This window comes from Vicinamibacteria bacterium (assembly GCA_035620555.1).
Lineage (GTDB): Bacteria > Acidobacteriota > Vicinamibacteria > Marinacidobacterales > SMYC01 > DASPGQ01.
The window spans coordinates 1-18,918 of record DASPGQ010000594.1; the positions used below are offsets into that span (position 1 = coordinate 1).

18 protein-coding genes are annotated in these 18,918 nt (G+C 63.5%); 14 read left to right on the forward strand and 4 right to left on the reverse strand.

Going from position 1 to position 18,918, the window contains the following annotated elements; translation table 11 throughout:
- The 4 genes from VEK15_24170 to VEK15_24185 form a co-directional block, all read left to right on the forward strand.
- On the forward strand, positions 1-580 hold a 580-nt coding region (locus tag VEK15_24170), incomplete at its 5' end, for an ABC transporter ATP-binding protein (protein HXV63818.1).
- Positions 581-657: 77 nt separating this feature from the next.
- Positions 658-1,320 (forward strand): outer membrane beta-barrel protein, encoded by a 663-nt coding sequence (locus tag VEK15_24175; GenBank protein HXV63819.1) that lies wholly within the window; start codon positions 658-660, stop codon positions 1,318-1,320.
- A gap of 135 nt (positions 1,321-1,455) precedes the next feature.
- Positions 1,456-1,947 (forward strand): tRNA (N6-threonylcarbamoyladenosine(37)-N6)-methyltransferase TrmO, encoded by a 492-nt coding sequence (gene tsaA / locus VEK15_24180; GenBank protein ID HXV63820.1) that lies wholly within the window; start codon positions 1,456-1,458, stop codon positions 1,945-1,947.
- 66 nt (positions 1,948-2,013) lie between these two features.
- Entirely contained in the window at positions 2,014-3,720 is a 1,707-nt protein-coding gene (locus VEK15_24185; GenBank protein ID HXV63821.1) for an amidase family protein, read from the forward strand.
- A 25-nt stretch (positions 3,721-3,745) separates the two neighbouring features.
- On the opposite strand, the gene VEK15_24190 is transcribed toward VEK15_24185, so the two are convergent.
- On the reverse strand, positions 3,746-5,209 hold the full coding sequence (locus tag VEK15_24190) for a DASS family sodium-coupled anion symporter (protein HXV63822.1): 1,464 nt from the start codon (positions 5,207-5,209) through the stop codon (positions 3,746-3,748).
- Entirely contained in the window at positions 5,202-7,880 is a 2,679-nt protein-coding gene (locus VEK15_24195; protein HXV63823.1) for a PIG-L family deacetylase, read from the reverse strand. Before VEK15_24195 ends, VEK15_24190 begins: the two co-directional genes overlap by 8 nt.
- Positions 7,881-7,905: 25 nt before the next feature.
- Here VEK15_24195 and VEK15_24200 point away from each other — a divergent pair, with 25 nt between their 5' ends.
- The 7 genes from VEK15_24200 (at position 7,906) to dapF (ending at position 16,501) form a co-directional block, all read left to right on the forward strand.
- Complete coding sequence (locus VEK15_24200; GenBank protein ID HXV63824.1) at positions 7,906-8,061, forward strand: hypothetical protein; 156 nt, start codon at positions 7,906-7,908, stop codon at positions 8,059-8,061.
- A complete protein-coding gene (locus VEK15_24205) occupies positions 8,061-9,725 on the forward strand; it encodes a sodium:solute symporter (protein ID HXV63825.1) in 1,665 nt (554 codons plus the stop codon). Before VEK15_24200 ends, VEK15_24205 begins: the two co-directional genes overlap by 1 nt.
- 92 nt (positions 9,726-9,817) lie before the next feature.
- The gene (locus VEK15_24210; GenBank protein ID HXV63826.1) at positions 9,818-11,932 is read left to right on the forward strand and encodes a protein kinase; all 2,115 of its coding nucleotides are present in this window, start codon (positions 9,818-9,820) and stop codon (positions 11,930-11,932) included.
- A gap of 39 nt (positions 11,933-11,971) precedes the next feature.
- A complete protein-coding gene (locus VEK15_24215) occupies positions 11,972-13,711 on the forward strand; it encodes a chloride channel protein (GenBank protein HXV63827.1) in 1,740 nt (579 codons plus the stop codon).
- Positions 13,708-14,148 (forward strand): D-aminoacyl-tRNA deacylase, encoded by a 441-nt coding sequence (gene dtd / locus VEK15_24220; GenBank protein HXV63828.1) that lies wholly within the window; start codon positions 13,708-13,710, stop codon positions 14,146-14,148. Before VEK15_24215 ends, dtd begins: the two co-directional genes overlap by 4 nt.
- 47 nt (positions 14,149-14,195) lie before the next feature.
- Entirely contained in the window at positions 14,196-15,122 is a 927-nt protein-coding gene (locus tag VEK15_24225) for a hypothetical protein (protein ID HXV63829.1), read from the forward strand.
- Positions 15,119-16,501, forward strand: a complete 1,383-nt coding sequence (dapF, locus tag VEK15_24230) for a diaminopimelate epimerase (GenBank protein HXV63830.1) — start codon at positions 15,119-15,121, stop codon at positions 16,499-16,501. Before VEK15_24225 ends, dapF begins: the two co-directional genes overlap by 4 nt.
- 158 nt (positions 16,502-16,659) lie before the next feature.
- On the opposite strand, the gene VEK15_24235 is transcribed toward dapF, so the two are convergent.
- Both VEK15_24235 and VEK15_24240 read right to left on the reverse strand, forming a co-directional pair.
- Positions 16,660-17,118, reverse strand: coding sequence for a hypothetical protein (locus tag VEK15_24235; protein ID HXV63831.1), 459 nt, complete (start codon positions 17,116-17,118; stop codon positions 16,660-16,662).
- Positions 17,119-17,201: 83 nt separating this feature from the next.
- Complete coding sequence (locus VEK15_24240) at positions 17,202-17,495, reverse strand: hypothetical protein (protein ID HXV63832.1); 294 nt, start codon at positions 17,493-17,495, stop codon at positions 17,202-17,204.
- 38 nt (positions 17,496-17,533) lie between these two features.
- Between VEK15_24240 and VEK15_24245 the strand changes: the two genes are divergently transcribed.
- The 3 genes from VEK15_24245 to VEK15_24255 form a co-directional block, all read left to right on the forward strand.
- Positions 17,534-17,755 (forward strand): CDGSH iron-sulfur domain-containing protein, encoded by a 222-nt coding sequence (locus VEK15_24245; protein ID HXV63833.1) that lies wholly within the window; start codon positions 17,534-17,536, stop codon positions 17,753-17,755.
- A 19-nt stretch (positions 17,756-17,774) separates the two neighbouring features.
- Complete coding sequence (locus VEK15_24250; GenBank protein HXV63834.1) at positions 17,775-18,170, forward strand: PPOX class F420-dependent oxidoreductase; 396 nt, start codon at positions 17,775-17,777, stop codon at positions 18,168-18,170.
- A gap of 2 nt (positions 18,171-18,172) precedes the next feature.
- Positions 18,173-18,918, forward strand: a 746-nt coding sequence (locus tag VEK15_24255) for an amidohydrolase family protein (GenBank protein ID HXV63835.1), incomplete at its 3' end; no start/stop codon positions are given.

The window sequence follows — 18,918 nt, forward strand, 5'->3', positions numbered from 1 at the left end:
CCGGGGTCGAATCACGATCGATGGTGTGGATCTTCGCGAGTTTTCGACCGAGGAATTGCGCCGAGCCATAAGCGTCGTCTTCCAGGACTACGTTCCCTACTATCTCACCGCCCGGGAGAACATCTGGCTCGGAAACATCCACCTCGCCCCCGGCGACCCCGGGGTCGATCGCGCTGCGGAACGCTCGGGCGCCGATGAGTTCTTGCGTCGTTTGAAGAACGGCTACGATACCGTGCTCGGCAAATGGTTCGTCGACGGTGAAGAGCTCAGCGTGGGCGAGTGGCAGAAAGTGGCGCTCGCCAGAGGTTTTTTTCGCGATGCGCAGGTCATCGTGCTCGACGAGCCGACCGCCTCCGTCGATGCGAGGGCGGAGCTTGCCTTGTTCCAGCGGTTTCAGGAGTTGACCCGCGAGAAGACCGCCGTCCTCATCAGCCATCGTTTCTCCACGGTTCGACTCGCCGATCGTATCTGCGTACTGGACGGCGGAAGGATCACCGAGAGCGGTACTCACGAGCAACTGCTCGGCCGCTCGGGATCGTACGCCGCTCTGTTCGAGATGCAGGCGCGTCAATATCGTTGAGCGGACTGATTCCGCGCGGCGGTTCCGCGGAATGCGATAAACTCCACAGCGATTCTATGGCCAGGAGACCGCATCCCATGTCGCTGAAGATCCTACTCCCCGCTGTAATCGCATGGCTGGCGTCGGCAGAGATACTCACGGCACAGCCGGCGATCGAGATCACTCCCTTCTACGGCCTCCGAGCGAACGGTGCCTTCCGAACCGGGGAAGAGACCGACAACGTGATCCTCGAAGTCGAGGATTCCGGAAGCTACGGAATCTTCTTCGACTACGGTCTCACCGAGTTTCTGAAGATCGAAGTCCTCTGGACCCATCAGCGCTCGAAAGTTCTTCAAGGAGAAGCGCCCACGATCGGACCTCCGGCGGAGAATGTCCCGGCATCGTCCGCGGGCGACCCTCTGTTCGACGCCGGGATCGATTACATCCACGCCGGCGTTCTCTACGGTGGTGGCAACGAGTCGTTTAGCGCCTATGCCGCCGGGGGTGCGGGCGTGGGCTTGTTCAATCCTGATGTGCCCGACGCCTCCTCGGTGACGAAGTTCTCCTTCTCCCTCGGGGCCGGTTTTCGATCCAAGTTCAGCCGGCGGCTCGGGTTTCGATTCGATGCTCGCGTCTTCGGGACGCGTGCCGGTGGTGGAGAACAGGATTTCGCCTGTGGAGTCTTCGGTTGCACGTCGTTCGAGCGCGCATCGACGTTTTGGCAGGCCCACTTCGTCGGGGGTCTCATCATCTCCCTCTAGTCAGCAGGGTGATGAAGAAATCGGCCCACCCTGCGCGAGCGGAGCGAGCCCGGCGCGCTTGCCGCGCCGTAAGCAGCCCGAGCCGTGGCGGCCGGACGATCGCAGGTCCCGCCAACGGCATTGAACACTCTTAGGATGGCGAGCGAGAGCGTCCGCCTGCAACCCATCGGCTTCGTGCGGAGCCCGTTCTCGGAAACTTCGCAGATACCTCGGGGCGTGGGAGCGACGCACACCTCCGAGGGCACCCTCGAGCTTCTCCCCGAGCTCGCCGATGGCCTCCGGGATATCGAGGGCTTCTCCCATCTGTTCGTCATCTGGCAGTTCCACCGAGCCGAGGGATTCGACCTCGTAACCTGCCCTCCAAGTGACGATCGTCCTCACGGCGTCTTCTCCACGCGCTCGCCGCGGCGACCGAATCCCATCGGACTGACCGTCGTCCGCCTTCTCGGAAGGGACGGTGCGAGCCTGCGCGTGCGTGGCCTCGACATGCTGGACGGGACGCCGATCCTGGACATCAAGCCTTATTTGTCGAGCGTACCCGCCGCCGAGCTCCGCCGGGGTTGGGTCGCCGAGGCGGAGGAGCGCTCGGGTAAAGGTGAGAAACGCGATTGGTCCGATGACGGGTGACGCCCGGCGCCTTTGACTCCCGCGGGAAACTGACTCATCATCCCCGCTTTCGCGAGGGAAACGACGATGCGACGAGCGTTGCTGTTGTCCATGGCGATTTCGGTCACGACCCTGAACGCCCAAACGCCCGATTCCGAGCCACACGGCTTCGACGTGGTCGAAGCCACGATCCCGGATCTGCAGACCGCGCTTCGAGACGGACGCGTGACCTCGAGAGAGCTCGTGCTCCTCTATCTTGCGCGAATCGCCTACTACGAAGATACGGTGAATGCGGTCATGACGGTGAGCCGGACGGCGCTCGCCGAGGCGGATGCACTCGATCGAGAGAGAGCCGAGGGTAGAGATCGTGGCCCGCTCCACGGAATTCCCTTGGCTCTCAAGGACAACATTCACACGACCAGCGTGCCGACGACGGGCGGGGCCCTTGCGTTCGAGAACTTCACGCCGCCCTATGAGGCGACGCTGACGAAGAACCTGAGGGACGCCGGTGCCATCATTCTCGCCAAGACGGTTCTCACCGAGCTCGCCAACTGGGTGGCCGGGGCACCGAGCCCGATGCCGGGCAATTACAGCGCTCTCGGTGGTTTCGGGATGAACCCGTACGATCCTCGTCCGGATCCGCGCCGCGGTTTCGACGATGGACGGCCAGCACTCGGAACCGGCGGGTCGAGCTCGGGAATCGGGACGGCGACGAGCTTCTGGGCGGCCAACGTTGGCACCGAGACGTCGGGGTCCATCTTGAGCCCCTCGAACCAGAACATGCTCGTGGGCATCAAGCCGACCGTGGGCCGCATCAGCCGATACGGCGTCATTCCGATCACAGCCGATCAGGACACCGCGGGGCCGATGGCGCGGACGGTCACCGACGCCGCCATCCTGCTCGGGGCGCTCGAGAGCCCATCGCCGGACCCGAATGACCCGGCCACGACCACGTGCACGCCGCCACCCAACCGGGACTACACGGCGTTTCTGAGGCGAGAGGGGCTCATGGGCGCGCGAATCGGAATTCCTCGTGCGTTCTATTACGATGCAGTCACGCTTCCCGCCGAGACCGATTCGCGAGGCGGTCTGGACTCCGATCGAGCGGCGCTGATGGCCGAGGCCATCGAGATACTGAAGAAGGAGGGCGCCGTCATCGTCGACCCCGCTGACATTCCGAGCATCGTGGACTCCGACCCCAAGAGAAACTTTCTGACCTGGAGCTCTTGCGCGGGCATCGACGAGCGCAAAGGCCACGACTCGGAGTGCTCGATCGTTCTCAAGTACGGCATGAAGCGCGACTTCAACGCTTGGCTTGCGAGTCTAGGACCGACCGCACCGGTCAAAACTCTAAGCGAGCTGCGGTTTTTCAACCTGGCCCGTGCTCCCGAAAACGCCATCAAGTACGCGCAATCTCGCCTCGACATCTCCGACGAGATCGACCTCGCCGTCGACAGGACTCGCTATGAGGTGGATCGAAGAAGGGATCTCGAGCTTGCGGGATCCCATGGCATCGACGAGGTGATGCAGGCGAATCAGCTCGACGCGCTGCTCTTCCCCGGCGCGAGCGGCGCTTCGATCGCGGCCCGGCCCGGCTATCCCACGGTGATCGTCCCCTTCGGCCGGGCGCCCAATGCCGCGACTCCGGATTTCCCCGGGGGATTCGATGCTCGTCCCGCGCCTTTCGGCGTGAGCTTCACCGGCCCGTCCTGCAGCGAGCCTCGTCTCATCGAGCTCGCCTACGCATTCGAGCAGGCGACGAAGCGCCGCGTTCCTCCGCCAGCGACGCCGTGACGGTGAGCCATCACCAAAACATCGCTCAGATCCCGAAGATCGGGCGAGCCAGAAACCACGTGAAGAGGCTCACGAGCACGATGCCGAGCAGATTCACGCCGATTCCGGCCTTTGCGAGCTGCGGCACGGTGAAATAGCCCGTTCCGAACACGATCGCATTGGGCGGCGTGGCCGCTGGGAGCATGAAAGCGCACGAGGCGGCGACGGTCGCCGGGATCGCGAGAAGGAGCGGCGAGATACCCATGGTATCGGCCGTCGCCGCGAGGAGCGGTATGGACATCGCGGCCGAGGCGGTATTGGAGGCGAACTCGGTCAAAGTCACCAAGAGTGTCACTACGACGACGATGAACAGGAGAAGGGGCGCCCGCTCGAACGCGATGAGACCTTCCCCCACCCAGGTCGAAAGGCCGCTTCGCTCGAATCCGGCCGCGAGGGAGAATCCCCCTCCGAACAAGAGCACGACATGCCACGGGAGCTTCGAAGCCGCTTCCCAATCGAGAAGCCGCTCGCCGTTTCCCGCGGGTAGCACGAACAGCAACACCGTGGCAATCATGGCGATGGTCGAGTCAGTGACGAGATCACCCGTCGGGATCCACGCGGTCCAGATGGGAGCGAACGTCCAGGCGGCGGCGGTCAGTCCGAACACGACTGCGAGCCGCTTCTCCGGCGTTGTCAACGGTCCGAGTCGCCGCATCGCGACTTCGATTTGCTCTCCGCCGCCGGGAATCGAGTCGATCTCGAGCGGAAAAACAATCTTCGTGAGCCACAACCAGGTAAGAGGCAGGAACACGGCGCTCAGGGGAAGACCGAAGGCGAGCCACTTCAGAAAAGAGATCTCGATGCCGTGGGTCTCGGCCATCGTTCCCGCGAGGAGGACGTTGGGCGGCGTCCCGATCAACGTCGCGACCCCTCCGATCGAAGAGCCGTAGGCGATCCCGAGCATGAGGTCGACTCCGAAATGGAAACGGCCGGGCCGGACGTCGATCTTCGATTCGCGACCCACGGTCTCGGCGGCTTGTTGAACGACGGCGAAGCCGATGGGCATCATCATGGCCACCGTTGCGGTGTTGGAAACCCACATCGAGAGGAACCCCGAGGCGCACATGAAGCCGAGCACGAGGCGCGATGGGGAAGTACCGACCCATCGGACGATCTGGAGCGCCATTCGCCGGTGCAGGCCCCACCGCTGCATCGCCTGGGCCAGCATGAAGCCTCCAAGGAACAGGAACACGAGGTGGTTGGCGTAGGGGGCGGAGGATTCGGACGCCGAGCCAAGGCCGAGCACGGGGTACAGCGCCAGGGGAAAGAGGGAGGTCGCGGCGAGCGGGATCGCCTCGCTCACCCAGAAGATGGCCATCAGTGCGGCTACCGCCATCATGCGCTGTGCCGGTTGGGGAACTTCGCCGAGCGGCAAGAGAAGCAGAGCCGTGAATACCAGCGGGCCGAGAACGAGCCCGATGCTCTCTCGGCGATATCCGCCCTTACTCACCCGCCGAAGTGGACGCGTCCTTTAGGCTCAGCAGGTTCGCGAACAGCTTGTACGCCGAAGGGACTCCCGCCGGCAGCTGGCGGAAAAACCCGAGTCCGACGTACATCCAGCGTCCCTTCCCGTACTCGGTTTCGACCAGCAGGCCCTTCTTGACGCCCCGGTTGTATTCCCAGGGATCCTCCGAGGCGAGAAGGTCCCGATATCGGGGGTCTCCCTCTTCCTCGAGAAAGTACAGACCGCGTTCCTGGACCCACCCGTCCCAGTCCTCTTCCGTGATTTTGTTGGGCTGGTTGAAAACGGGGTGATCGGGAACCAGGATCTCTATGGGCGCCTCCTCGACGGTGACCCGGTTACGGCTTACTTTCTTCGGATAAGGTCCCCACTGCGCCTCGTTGAACTCGAACTTGTTGTACTGGACGAGAAGCGTGCCCCCTTCCGCCACGTAGTCGAGCAGTCGCCGGTTGTAAGCCCTCAAGTCGAGGCGGTTCTCATAAGCACGGACACCGGTCATGATGACGTCATATTGAGACAGGTCGCCCTCGGCGAGCTGCTCCTCGTCGAGGAACACGAGCTTTGCGCCGAGCTGGCGGATCGCCACCGGCACCTCGTCCCCCACCCCCATCACGTAGCCGACGCTTACCGGTGCGACCTGCAGGTCGAGCGCTTCGATCCGCGCTTCGGCGGGATGGAAGAGGTACCGCGTCTGGATGTGGTGGTAAGCGATCGTCTGGACGCCTTCACGGAACTCGTTCTCGTCCAAACGGGCGACCGCTTTCACTCCGTAGGTTCCGCTCGTCACGTTCTCCGGAGGCGTCATGTCGAACCGCACCGTAACGGCCTGGTTTTCCCGCTCGAAATGAAGTGCCGCGTGCTTCGGAGAAACGCTCCAGCCTGAGGGCGGCTCGAGCGCGAGCGTGCCGTCCACGGGATTCGTTCCCTTGTAGAGCGCGGTGACCGAGACGGGCCGCGTCTTGTCATCGGCCCCCGTTGGGAAGACGACGACCGAGGGTGACAGCGTAACCGAGACCAGAGGTAGGACCGAAACCACCTTTTGCTTCTCGTCGCCAACCCAGCGACCCTCGTAGCGGTGCTGCACCGCTTTCGACGAGCTCACCTCGACGTCGCCCGAGCGAAAAACGACTCGGGACGTGACCACCGGCGGTCTCCAGGGAAGGCCGAAATGCTCCGGCTCGTTGAAGACGAAGCGGTCCACCGGCCCGTCGGGACGAGCCCAGTACGGCCGGTCGTAGACGGCATCGGAGCCGACGACGACGTCGTAACCCGCGGTGAGCGTCGCGTTCGTCGCGAGCGATGCCGGCATCGAGGGGAAAGGTCGCTTTTCTTCGTCGACGGGCGTCACGCGCCACCCCGCCGGTACCTCCACTTTCGCCTCGATGAGCTCGATCGGCTCGGGGCTCGGATTGGTGACTCCGATGTCGACGCGGAATGTCGAGCCGCGCGTCACCTCTCCTCTCGGCGTCGTCGGAGCGACGACCAGCCCGTGGGCGAGGGCGATGGCCCGCTCGAAGTCCTCTTCCTTGGGGGCGAGCCGGTGCTCGAGCTCGAACCGCTCTTCGTCGGAAAGCTCCGCTGCCCGCCCGATTTCCGACCGTAGCGCACGAATCGCATGAAGGCCGCGACGCAACGGGGGAAGCGTCTTCCAGGGCTCGGTTGGCAGGAGGGCGTCTTGCGCGGCTTCGACTTCGGCGGCGATGGCATCGAGCGCTTCGTGAACGAAGGCGGCGCTGGTGAAGCTCTTGATCCTCTCGATACCCATCGGAATACCGTCGAAGAGATCCTGCTCGTTCTCGTCGATCTCGATGCGGGCGTCTTCGAGCTTCCAGAGCGAGTCGTGTGCTCCGGCGGCGGCGCGAAGCTGCCCCATCCCCTGACACCTGTGGTTGGCTCGTGCTTCGGCGCCCATCTGGTGGTAAGAACGACCGAGAATGGGATCGTAGATCCCGGTGTCCATGCGAACGACGTGTGCGTCGGCGTTGCCCGACGCCGCATCCGGCTCCCGACCCGGTCCGACGCGGGTGCGTGAGTAGAGTTTGAGTGGCTGCCACGGTTGGAGCCCCTCGGCAATCTGCTCGGGGAACCGATCGGGGTCGAAGGCGGCGGAGAACGCCTCCCGGGTCAGTAGCGCCGAGGTCTGATGGTGCTGGCCGCCGCCTTCACCTTCCGGAGGAAGCGAGACCACGACGTCTGGACGTATCATCCGTATCAGGCGCACGATGTCCCCGAGGATCTCCTCCTCGCCCCATTTCTCGAGCGTCTCTTCGACGCTGAAGGAGTAGCCGAACTCGTAGGCCCGGGTGAAGTACTGGTCGGCGCCGTCGACCCGGTGCATCGCCATGAGCTCTTCGGTGCGGAGGATGCCGATCGCTTCGAAGAGCTCGGATCCGATCTCGTTCTGGCCTCCGTCGCCCCGGGTGACGGTGAGGAGCGACGTGCGAAGTCCGCGACCGCGACTCAACATCACCAGAAGACCGTTGTCCTCGTCATCGGGATGAGCGGTCGTGTGCAGGAAGGTCGCTCCTGCGGCGAGCTTGCGAAGCTGGAGGGCGAGCCCGGAGGCGCCTCGGTCCTCGACGATGGGCTCGAGCTGGGCCTGGGCGACGGACAAAGGAACCAAGCAGAGCGTGACGACGATCCACGAGCGGCGTGTCATTTGGCTTTCCTCACGAGCGGCTATAATGCCACGCACCCGAGCAATGGTAAACCAGCCCGACGACGAGAAACGCGACCGCGCACCCTTGTTCGGGACGTGGAAGCGCTTCTACGTCGTCGTCCTCGCCAATACCCTCTTCGTCTATCTCTTGCTCGTCCTCTTCTCGACTTGCGCTCGTTGATGCATCCGGTCGATTGGCTGGTCGTGGTTTTGTATTTCGGGCTCATTGGCTTCATCGGATATCGCACCGGACGCGGCAACCGGGGTATCGAGGACTTCCTTCTCGCCCGCCGCGCGATGCCCTGGTACGCGATCGCGCTTTCGGTCATGGCGACTCAGGCGAGCGCCATCACCCTCGTGGGAACGACCGGCCAGGGTTACATCGACGGCATGCGGTTCGTCCAGATCTACTTCGGTCTTCCCATCGCCATGGTCATCCTCTGCGCCACCCTCGTCCCGTTCTTCTATCGGGCGCGCGTCTATACCGCCTACGAGTATCTCGAGAATCGTTTCGATGGAAAGACGCGCAGCCTCACGAGCCTCCTGTTTCTCCTGAACCGGGCGCTATCGGACGCCATCGTCATCTACGCCCCGTCGGTCGTGCTCGCGATCGTCTTTGGCATCGATGAAGAGCTCATCATCCTCGCCATCGGCGCGGGAGCCACCATCTACACGGCTCTCGGTGGAATGCGGGCGGTGATGTGGGTCGAGATGTGGCAGATGTTGATCATCCTCTTCGGGATTCTCTTCGCCCTCGGAGCCGTCGTCGCCGGCCTTCCGGGCGACGTCTCCTTCCTCTCCGCTGTGCGATTGGCCGGCGCCACCGGGAGAACCGAGACCGTGGATTTCACTTTCGACCCGACCGTGACCTACACGTTCTGGAGTGGGCTCCTCGGTGGCACCTTCTTGATGCTCTCGTATTTCGGTTGCGACCAGAGCCAGGTCCAGCGGTATCTCACCGCGCGCTCACTCGGCGAAAGCCGTCTCTCGCTTCTGTTCAATGCGCTGGTCAAGATCCCGATGCAATTCGTCATCCTTCTCACCGGCGCCCTCCTGTTCGTCTACTACCAGTTCGAGAAACCCCCGGTGGTTTTCAATCCCGTGGCGCTCGAACGAATAGCGACGCTTCCCGAGGCCGGGCGACTTACCGAGCAATACGATGAGGCGTTCGAAGCCAGGAGAGCGGCAGCGCTGGAGTTCTCGATCTCGGAGGGGGATGGGCCTGCCCGTGAGGCCTTCGTGGCGGCTGACACGCGTTTACACGGGGTGCGTGCCGAGGTCATCTCGCTCATCGAAGACGTCGAGCAGGCTCCGTTCAACGACACCAACTACGTCTTCCCGACGTTCGTGCTAACGAGGCTTCCCGTCGGGGTCGTGGGGCTCATCCTCGTCGCCATCTTCGCCGCCGCGATGTCCACCGTGGAGTCGGAGCTCACGGCGCTCTCCTCGGCGACCGTCGTCGATTTCTACCGGCGTTACGTTCGGCCGGTGGGCGAAGACAGCCATTACCTGCGCGTGAGCCGGGTCGCCACCCTCTTCTGGGGAGCCGTGGCCACCCTGTTTGCGCTGTACATGGGACGCCTCGGTTCGGTGATCGAGGCGGTGAACGTCATCGGCTCGAACTTCTACGGGCCGATTCTCGGCGTCTTCATCTTGGCCGTGGGTACGAGGCGGACGAACGGCCACGGGGCCTTCGCGGGGGTACTCGTGGGAATCGTTGCCGTCCAGCTCGTCTCATGGCTGACCGATGTATCCTTTCTCTACTACAACCTCGTGGGCGCGGGCGTATCGGTCGCCGTCGGCTATGGCGCGAGCGGGTACCAAAGAGCAGGTGGATCTGTATAATTATTAGAAACAGCTGTTTACGAGGCACATCCACGCTGTCTTCCGAACTTTTCGACTCCGTCGTCGCGGTCCTGACGTTCGTCCTTTTTGGGATGGCCAGAGGAGGGGCCGGTTGGAAGAAGCTTCTGGGCCTCGGAAGAAAAGGTGCGCCCGTGGGGGCGAGCGCCTCGAAGCCGGACTCCTCGGCTTCCGACTGGCAGCGCGCTGCCAAGATTTTCGAAGAGGACGGACGATTCCGGGATGCCGCCCGTCTATACCAGGGGCACGGGCAGAACTACGATGCCGCCCGGCTCCTCGTGCAGTCCGGCGCGCTCACCGAGGCCGCATCCATCTTCGAGCGCATTGGGCACTTCCTCAAGGCCGCCGAGGTCTGCGCGCAGTCCGGTGACAACCGCCGAGCGGGCGAGAACTACCGCCGTTATCTCGAGGATCGCTTCGGAAGCCTCGTTACCACGCGCTCGCCGGCCGATCACGCTGAGTTCACCAAGTACTGTCGACTCGCGGGTCAAGCCTTCGAGCGGGCCGGGCTCCACGAACAGGCGGCCGAAGTGCTCGAGCGAGGCGAGCAATGGGAGGAGGCCGCAGCCCTTTATCTGAAACTCAATCGCCACGTCAAGGCCGCCGACCTCTACCAACGCGCCGGTGCGGTGGACCAGGCGGCCGACGTCTACGCTCAGGCGGGAGACCGGGTTCGGGCCGCTCAAATGCGGGGCGAGTGGCTCTACAAGAACGACCAGAAGAACGAGGCAGCGGTGCAGTTCCTCCTGGGAGGCGACCCCTTGCGCGCCGCCGAAGTCTATGAAGAGGCGGGAAACTATCTCGACGCAGCGCGATGCTACGAACACTGTGGTGCTCATCGCCAGGCGGCGGAGGCCTATGAGCGGGTCAAACAGTTCGATCGGGGCGCGGAGATGTTCGCTCGCTGCCAGGAATATCAGAAAGCGGCGGCATTGTACGAGATGATCGATGATCTCGAGCAGGCCACGCGGATGTACGCCGAGGCGGGCGCCTTCTACCGAGCGGCGCACGTCGCCCGGGATGCAGGACTTTCCGATCTGGCGATCGATTATCTGCAGAAGGTGTCGCCCGCGGACCCGCACTATCGCGAAGCACTCGTCGAGCTCGCGGAATGCTTCATCGAGCGGGACCTCCCTGGTGTCGCCGTGGAGAAATTGAAGAAAGCGCTGGCCAAGATGGCGCTCTCGGCCGACAACGTGAGCGTTTTTTACACTCTAGCCGTGGCTTCGGAGCAGATGGGCGATTTGGCCTCGGCTGCTGACATCCTCAAGAAGGTCATCGCCGAAAGCTACGGCTACCGCGATTGCGTCGCCCGGCTGCAGGACATCGAGAGGAAACTCGCCCAGGACGTCTACGTGCCTCCGCGCAAAGTCCTGCAAACCGCCGGTGCTCTCGACATAGGAAGCCGATACGAGTTCATCGAGAAGCTCGGGGCAGGGGGGATGGGCGTGGTCTATCGCGCTCGGGACACGCGGCTCAACCGGATCGTGGCCTACAAGATGCTCATGGAGCAGTTCATGGAGGTCCAGGACGTCCGCAATCGCTTTCTGCGAGAGGCCCAATCCGCTGCGCAGCTGAACCACCCCAACATCGTGACCGTCTACGACATGGACGTCGATCGCGACCGGAATTGTCTGTTCATCGCCATGGAGTTCGTTGCCGGGGAGTCCTACTTCGACATGCTGCAGCGCGAGTTACGGCTCGATGTGCCCACGGTTCTTCACTTCGTCGTCGGTGTGTTGAAAGCCCTCGCCCATGCCCACGGCGAGGGCGTGGTGCATCGCGACATCAAGCCGTCGAATGTCATGCTCTCGTCGAATCGCGTCGTCAAGATCATGGATTTCGGGCTCGCGAAAGTGCTGAGACAGGCCAAAGTGTTGGGGAGCGAAAGGGCGAGCGGAACGCCCCTGTACATGTCCCCCGAGCAAATCCTGGGAAAGGCCATCGATTATCGCACCGATCTCTACGCGTTCGGCGGCACCGTGTACCACCTTCTTTCGGGCGAGCCCCCCTTCGTCGATGGCGAAGTGCTGTACCATCACGTGCACAGCACGCCCCAGCCGTTGACGAAACTCAGGCCCGAGATCCCTCGGGGGCTCGACCAGATCGTCATGAGCTGTCTGAACAAGGATCCCGCCGACCGCCCCAGCTCCGAAGAGATTCTCACCATCCTGAGAAAGCTGAGCTAGAGAAGCGCTTCGAAACGGCCACGATATAATGGCCTGTTCGTGAGCCGCATCACCCAATGGACGCACCGAGTCCAAGAGCGCACACGTGAGCTCATGATACGGAACGAGAACCAGGTGTTCCTGGTTCTCACTCTCGTCATCGGAGCTTTGGTGGGCTTGGTGATCGTGTCCTTCATCGTGGTCACCGATTCCATCGAAGCGGCACTCTACGCCGAAGGCGGTCCGCGATGGCGTCTTCTCGTAACCCCGATCGTCGCCACCCTGATCGTGGGTTACCTCCTGTACCGATTCTTTCCCGACGCCCGGGGAAGCGGCGTGCCTCAGACGAAAGCCGCCCTCTTTGCCCGGCAAGGTCATATCTCGCTTCGAACCACGGTGGGAAAGTTCGTCACCTCGGCGATGACGCTCGCGAGCGGCATCGCGCTCGGCCGCGAGGGACCTTCGGTGCAAATCGGAGGGGGGATCGCCTCCGTCATCGGCCGTCACCTGGGACTTCCGCAAGAGAAGCTGCAAATGCTCGTTCCCGTGGGTGCCGCCGCGGCGCTGGCCGCGGCTTTCAATACACCCATTGCCGCCGTTCTCTTTGCCCTCGAAGAGATCATGGGGAACCTGCACGCTCCGATTCTGGGATCGGTGGTCATCAGCGCGGCGACTTCGTGGCTCGTCCTCCGCCTGTTCCTCGGCGACGAGCCGCTGTTCCATGTTCCCGCTTACGAAGTCGTCCACCCGTCGGAGTTCATCGTCTACGCGGTCCTGGGCGTGGTCGGAGGTCTCGTCTCGGTGGCATTCGTCAAGCTGATGCTGCGCCTGCGGGAGCGGTTCCTGCGCATGCCGCGGAAGACGAGATGGATTCAGCCCGCCGCGGGCGGTCTGGTCGTTGGGGTGCTGGCTTTCTCGCTTCCCGGTGTCTTTCGATTCGGCTACCACACCGTGGGCGAAGCGCTGAACGGGCAGCTCGACTGGACCCACATGGTGATCCTCATGGGGCTCTCCCTCGTCGCGACGGCGGTGTGCTACGCATCGGGCAACGCCGGCGGTATCTTCGGCCCGAGCTTGTTCATCGGAGCAATGGTCGGTGGCACGGTCGGAAGCCTGGCGCACGCGCAGTTTCCTGCCCATACGGCTACACCGGGAGCCTACGCCCTCGTTGGCATGGGGACCGCTTTCGCCGGCATCCTGCGGGTCCCGATGGTCTCCGTCATCATGATCTTCGAGATCACGCACGATTACGCCATCATCGTGCCGCTCATGATCTCGAACCTGATCAGTTTTTTCGTATCCTATCGACTCCAGCGTCAGCCTATCTATGAAGCGCTCGCGCTCCAGGACGGCATTCACCTGCCTCACTCCGAGAGCGCGAAGCGCCATCTTCAGGTACGCATCGCCATGCGTCCTCCGCGCGAGACCTTCACGACGGACATGACCATAGCCGAGTGTATCGAGCGCGCCGGGCATAGCAGTCTCAGGGCGTGGCCGGTGATGGATAGAAACGGCGTCTCCGGCGTCGTATCGCTGCCGCAGCTCGAACGAGCGCTGGACGAAGAGCGAGCCGATGCGAAGGTGACGGTGCTTCTCGACGGGCGCACGTTCGCCCACCTGCACGCCGATCATTCGCTCGACCTCGCGCTCGAACGGATGGGAACGACGGGCTACGACTTGCTGCCGGTGGTGAGCCGCGCCAACATCCACGACTTGGAGGGAGTCTGCTCGCTGCTCGATGTCCTGAGAGCCTTCGGTGTACGTGGTCAACATCCGGGCATGCCCCCAGAGCGCGCATGAAGTCGGTCATCCAGCGGGTGGTTTCCGCGCGCGTCGAGGTCGAAGCGCAGTCGGTCGGGGAGATTGGTCCCGGGCTGGTCGTTCTGCTCGGTGTGGCCGATGACGACGACGAGCGGGACGCGGCCTGGATGGCGGAGAAAGTGGCCGGACTCCGCATCTTTTCCGATCACGCGGGAAAGATGAACTTGTCGGTGACCGACATCGAAGGGGCCGTGCTGGTCGTCTCCCAGTTCACGCTCCTGGGCGACTGCCGCAAGGGCAAACGCCCTTCCTTCGTCGACGCCGCCCCTCCGGAAGTGGCGCGAAAGCTCTACGGGGCGTTCGTCACGGCCTTGCGGAACCGAGGTCTCGTGACCGAGACGGGTCGTTTCGGCGCGCTCATGCGCGTCCATCTCGTCAACGACGGGCCGGTGACGCTCCTGGTCGATAGCAAATGATCGCGTTTCTCGTCCCTATCTGGTTGCTCTTAGCCCCGCAGGAGGCGGTGATCTCACGTCTGTTTGCCGCCACTGAGATCGGCCCCTTCCTGAGTTACAGCTGGGGCGAGCATTGGTCGCGAATAGACGGCGACCTGCGAGGCTTCAGCGGCGCCCTCCATGCCTTCGTCTGCCTGGGTCCGAAGGTCTATGCCGGAGGCCCCGATGGTTTGTTCGTCTCCGAGGACTACGGCGAGACCTACCTCCGGGTCGCGAGCTTTCCCGGACGCGACGTCACGGTGCTTCTCACCGCAAGGCTGTTCGATCTGGAGCCGACCTTGTTCGTCGGAACGAAGGACGGCCTCTATCGCTCGAAAGACGCCGGCCATAGATGGGCCAGGGTGGGCGAGGATCTCGTCACCGGCGAAGTGCGGGCCATGTCATGGCCGGGCCCTGAGCTCTTCGTGGTGAGCGGCGCCGGGCTCTACCGTTCGAAGGACGGCGGCGAGAGTTGGGAACGCCTCGGCGCGAACCTTCCCGACGCCCCCCTGCTATCACTCGCGGTCGCTCAGTTCTTCGCCATCGAGCCCACCGTCTTCGTGGGAACGCGGCGAAGCGGGCTCCACAAGAGCGTCGATGGGGGCATTCATTTCGCGCCCGTGGGAGAGGCCGAGCTCGATCAGAATACGGTCAGCGATTTGTTCTGGTGGCGCAGCCTGCTCCTCATCGGTGCCGAGGACGGGCTGTTTCTTTCCTCCGACGAGGGCGAGACCTTGGAGGAGGTGAAGGCGCTCCAAGACCGCTCGATCCTCGCCTTTTCCGTTCCCGCCGCGGAAGTCGGCCCGAGCGACATCCTCGTCGGCACCGATCGCGGTGTCTACAAGAGCTCGGACGGGGCGCTCACCTTTCGCCTCGTCGACGAAGGCATGGGGCTCGCCCGGGTATTCCACCTGGCGACGTTTCCGATGTTCGTGCAGGACCGCGAACGACGTTGAGCGGGACGGGCTTCCGCTGGCTCATACTCGGGGAATTGGGCCTGGGGGTCGTGGCGCTCGCCTGGGCGGCAGCCGGCAAGGACTCGATCCCGTTCCACGCCGATGGCCGAGTCCTGGTGCTTTCGTTGGCGCTGACGGTTTGCCTCACCGTGTTCAACTTCGGGCTCTTTTCTCTCGGCCGGCGTTTCCGGATGGCGCCTTCGGTTTACTCTTTTTTCGACGAAGTGCTCTTTCCGCTCGTGCGCCGGGTCTCCGTCGTCGAGCTCCTCGTTGCCGCGGCGATAGCCGGCTTGTCCGAAGAGCTTCTTTTCCGTGGCATGCTTCAGCCCCGAATCGGCCTCGTCGCCGCGAGCCTCGTCTTCGGTCTCGTCCACGGGCCCAGCCTGGCGCTCTTGCCGCTCGGTCTGTGGGCGACGGTGGTCGGCTTGTTCCTCGGCGTGGTATACGAACGCTCCGACAACCTTGCGGTGCCCGTCCTCGTCCACGGTGCGTACGACGCGGTGGCGTTTCTGTTCGTACGATTCGGTTGGCATCCGATCGCGGGCCGTTCGAGGTCGTGGAACGGTGCTAGCATCTCCAGCGTGAGGTCCATACCCTTCGCGAAAACCGAAGCCTATGGCAACGACTTCCTGCTCGTTTCTGGAGACGCCGTCTCGGTTCGCGAGGGAGCGGGCCTAGCTCGCGCACTCTGCGATCGACATCGCGGCGTCGGTGGCGACGGACTGATTCTCTATGCCGGCAGGACGATGAAACTCTTCAACCGCGATGGCTCCCCCGCGGAGATTTCCGGCAACGGCGTCCGCTGCCTCGCGGCGTTTCTGTACTCGCGAGGTCTTGCCGGAGACGGACTCGCGATCGAGACCGACGCCGGAACCGTGGAGCTCTCCGTCCTCGAGCGCAGGGGATGCCGGTTCCTCATCCGATCGAACCTCGGAACCCCGAGCGTTCAGGAGCTCGAGCTGCCCTTCGAGCTCGAAGGTCGAGACGTCGTCGCCACGATCGTTTCGATCGGGAATCCTCATTGTGTCCTGTTCACCGAGGCGATGGATCGCTCGTCGCTACGAGCCCTGGGCCCCTTACTGGAGAGCCACCCGAGATTTCCCGAGAAGACCAACGTGGAGCTGGTCGAGGTGGTCGGTCGGAGCGAGATCCGCGTCGGCATCTGGGAGCGAGGAGTCGGGGAAACATCCTCTTCGGGGACCGGATCGGCCGCCTCCGCCGTGGCATCGATCGCGAAAGGACTCGCCGATTCGCCTCTGTTCGTCCGCTGTGAGGGTGGCACGATGAGGGTAGAGTGGCGCCGAGGTGAAGACGTCGTCGTCGAGGGAGAAGCCGTTCTGGTGGCGGAGGGAACCTACTTCGCGGAGATCGAGAGCTAACAGGCGGATGAAAAAGTACAGCCCAGCCTGCCGAGCGGCGGCCAAGACTTCCGCTGCGAGATCGGCGCGAAGCGCCGCAAAGGCCGAGCCGTGGCGGCACGATCGATTACGGGTCCCGCCACGGCATTGAGCACTTTAGAAAGTGATCGATGCCCTGATTACCGTGCTGGTGCCGTTTCAGACTCCCCTTGCGAGCGAGGGCGAAAACGCCTTTCGAATGCGAGCAGCTCGGGCTTGAGGGCGGAAGCCTCTTCCATAGCCGTCAGGACGTTCTTGATGTCTCGGACAGCTTCGTATCGGGCGCGCAATCGGAAAAGCTCGTCCCCATGGGTCGACCGGGCTCCCCGACTCGCAGCCATGTCGAGAAGCCCATCGAGCTCGTGGAGGAGGCGCTCGAGCCGCACGACGACGGTTCGCCTCGCGGCTCTCGCTTTCGCGAATGCCTCGTCCGCCCGTAGACACGCGTGCGCCGCGGCGCGAATCGAAGCGCGGTAGGTCGCGCGGTCTCGCGCCAGAAGTTCCGCCTTGGCGAGAAACGTCTCGGCTTCGTCGAGTAGCTCGGGGGCGAAGAGGTCCGCGTCCACCTCGATGGCGGCGGCGAGTCGCTTTCGCGTCATGTCGAGCTCCCGTCTCGGCGGTTGCGCACAAGACGCCAGAATGGTGGTGAGAGCGATAGCGGAAACGATGAGCCTCAATCGCCTCAACCGCCGGAACGGACCTCCGCCACTTTGTTCTCCATCTCGCGGGTGAGGCGCTCCCTCTCGCGAGCGAGCTCGCCCTCGAGCGATTCCAGCTCTTCACGGGTCGTGACGGCAGCGAGCTTCGACTGGTGATGAATCTCGGCCTCGGCTATCTTCGCGCGGTAGCGACTGCGGATCTCGGCGATCTCGGCTTTCTGATCGTCGCTCAGCTTCTTTTCCTCGAAACCCTCGCGCGCGCGAAGCTTCTCCATCGCAATCTCGACCGCGGATTTGGGGGCGTCATCATCGGCCATGACTTCACAAACCTCTGGTTGAATTATACTAGAGGGCTATGGCTGAGATTTGGGTGCTCAAGAACGGGCCGTTACGCGTCAAAGGGGACGTCGTATTGAAAGACGCCGACGGGAATACATACGATCTCAGGGGGCGTGAGGCTTTTTCCCTCTGCCGCTGCGGCCAGTCCGGCAACAAGCCGTTTTGCGATGGCTCGCACAACCGCGAGGGCTTTCAGCACGAGCCGAAGGCCTTCGCCCTGCCCGAGCCCAAAGCGTGAATCGGTGACGGAGGACGAGATGGCAGCGATTCCCGACGGGTTTCGAGACATCCTGGACAAGAAAACCTTCGCCCATCTGGCGACTCGAATGAAGGATGGCAGCCCTCAGGTCAGTCCGGTTTGGATCGAGCGGGATGGCGATCGCCTGCTGGTGAACTCGGCGAAAGGCCGCCTCAAAGATCGCAATATCCGGGCGGATGGTCGCGTTGCCATATCGGCCACCGACCCCGACAATCCCTACCGGGCTTTGATGATCCGGGGTCGGGTCGTTGCCATCCTCGAGGAAGGCGCCGACGAGCAGATCGACCGGCTGGCCAAGAAGTACCTGGGCAAGGACAAGTATCCTTTTCGCACGGCGGACGAGGTCCGCGTGAAGTACGTGATCGAGCCGACCCGAGTCACGACGATGGGATGACGATGATGCGCAACGCGCTTCTTCTCGTTCTCACCGCATTGCTCTCCGGTTCCACCGCGCCCGCCGAGGAAATCGTCCTCACGAACGCGAATGTCATCGATGGGGTGGCGCCGAATCCCCTCGAGAATCAGGCCGTGGTCGTCCGCGACGGACGGATAGTGGAAATCGTTGCCGCGAGCGCCGCGCCCGCGTCGGGCCGCCGGTACGACCTCGCTGGCAAGTATGTCCTTCCGGGACTCATCGACGCCCACGTTCATCTCGCTAGCTCCGCTCAGGCCAGGCGGGCTCTCCTTTCGGGGATCACGACCGTTCGCAGCATGGGCACGTCGAACTTCGCTGATGTGGGACTTCGGGAGCTCGCGGAGCGGGGGACCATTGCCTCGCCGGAAGTGCTCGCCTCAGGCTATCACGTGAGACCGACCCCGGCGGAGCCCCTGTTTCTCGATGACCCCTCCCTCGCGGACCTCTATACGGGGGTGCATGGTCCCGATGCTTTTCGACGAGTTGCCGCCGCCAACCTCGAGCGTGGCGTCGATTGGATCAAGATCACTTCCACCGAGCGCGCCGGGCTCCCCGATACCGATCCGCGAAAGCAGACGATGACCCGAGAGGAGATCGTGGCGGTGGTCGACGAAGCGACCCGACGCGGCGTTCCAGTGGCGTGTCACGCTCATGGTGACGAGGGAGGCCGCGCCGCCGTCGACGCCGGCGTGCGCAGCATCGAGCACGGTACGTACCTCAGCGAGCA

Coding starts and splice junctions, on each gene's coding strand:
- tsaA (HXV63820.1), top strand. CDS start 1,456: ATGGCGAGCGAGAGCGTCCGCCTGCAACCCATCGGCTTCGTGCGGAGC.
- dtd (HXV63828.1), top strand. CDS start 13,708: ATGAAGTCGGTCATCCAGCGGGTGGTTTCCGCGCGCGTCGAGGTCGAA.
- VEK15_24245 (HXV63833.1), top strand. CDS start 17,534: ATGGCTGAGATTTGGGTGCTCAAGAACGGGCCGTTACGCGTCAAAGGG.
- VEK15_24195 (HXV63823.1), bottom strand. CDS start 7,880: ATGACACGCCGCTCGTGGATCGTCGTCACGCTCTGCTTGGTTCCTTTG.
- VEK15_24210 (HXV63826.1), top strand. CDS start 9,818: ATGGCCAGAGGAGGGGCCGGTTGGAAGAAGCTTCTGGGCCTCGGAAGA.
- VEK15_24240 (HXV63832.1), bottom strand. CDS start 17,495: ATGGCCGATGATGACGCCCCCAAATCCGCGGTCGAGATTGCGATGGAG.
- VEK15_24185 (HXV63821.1), top strand. CDS start 2,014: ATGCGACGAGCGTTGCTGTTGTCCATGGCGATTTCGGTCACGACCCTG.
- VEK15_24200 (HXV63824.1), top strand. CDS start 7,906: ATGCCACGCACCCGAGCAATGGTAAACCAGCCCGACGACGAGAAACGC.
- VEK15_24235 (HXV63831.1), bottom strand. CDS start 17,118: ATGACGCGAAAGCGACTCGCCGCCGCCATCGAGGTGGACGCGGACCTC.
- VEK15_24250 (HXV63834.1), top strand. CDS start 17,775: ATGGCAGCGATTCCCGACGGGTTTCGAGACATCCTGGACAAGAAAACC.
- VEK15_24205 (HXV63825.1), top strand. CDS start 8,061: ATGCATCCGGTCGATTGGCTGGTCGTGGTTTTGTATTTCGGGCTCATT.
- VEK15_24175 (HXV63819.1), top strand. CDS start 658: ATGTCGCTGAAGATCCTACTCCCCGCTGTAATCGCATGGCTGGCGTCG.